We start from the raw sequence: 996 nt of genomic DNA, 5'->3' as shown, positions 1-996 counted from the left end.
AATCATCATTTGCTTTTTGAGCTAACTCTTTCGCTTGTTGTACAGATGTTTTAAGCCCTGAAATATCAGTATCAATATTTTCAATGTGATCAATCTTGGTCTGTAAGTCCTTATGCAATTGGCTTTCAGTGATTTGCTCATTTAAAAGATCAAGTACATCGGAAGCATCAGCGGAAGTCACACCACTGACCCAATCTGACCAATCGCCCACATTGCCGATGCGATCAATTAAACGACCTCGGTAATACTGGCGTAAGTTTGGCTGCATACCTTGAATGGTGTGAACGGTTGTTGGATAAGCAAACAAACCGAGTTGAGCAATGTTTGAGGTTCCATCTGGTGAAACTTCAATTTCAGTATAGGCGGTATCAAGTGCACCCACCGCTGGAAACAACCAGTTTAATTTCATGCCAAATAAAATCCCTTCAGCACGAAGATTTGCTAACTTTGGTGGTTTACCTTGCTTGCCTTTTAATTCAGTTAGTACTGAATAGGTTGGTAATGAGGAAATATCAAAAGCACTGATTGCAATTACTCGCGCCTCATATTGCCCTGCGTAAATACCAGCTATTTCTGCCGAATTATTTCCAGTTAAGGGTAGCTTTAACCAAGTGCCGTTATCTTTACGCCATTCCACTTGGTATTTGGTAGCATCTTTGGCTTGTGGCCAACTGATCACCATAGTTTCAACTGACATTCCCTGCTGAACCATCTGTTCGCTCGAAATCGTGACTGATTCAACTGGTGCTTGGGTTGTAGGGTTAATAATTGATATAGGTCGATCATCAATAAACGCACCATGATCAATGGCATCATATTTCGAATCATTGTGCTGAATAGCATTAATTGTGAATTGGTGTGGCTCGTCTTGTGAGATTGAAACGACACGAAATTTCATTGTCGCTAAATCTTGTGCATCAATCACCCACACGTTCTGCACTGCGACAGAATCGAATGCAGATACTACAGTAACAACTCGACCAGCAATACTTGATA

Annotated in this window: 1 pseudogene; it reads right to left on the bottom strand. The window is 41.1% G+C overall.

The annotated features are described in order from the left end of the window. Positions 1–996 (bottom strand): annotated as a pseudogene (locus ACG9ZL_RS21020) (TipJ family phage tail tip protein); the annotation flags it as partial.

This window comes from Acinetobacter legionensis, assembly GCF_048551735.1.
Lineage (GTDB): Bacteria > Pseudomonadota > Gammaproteobacteria > Pseudomonadales > Moraxellaceae > Acinetobacter.
This window is presented reverse-complemented; position numbering and strand designations above follow the sequence as displayed.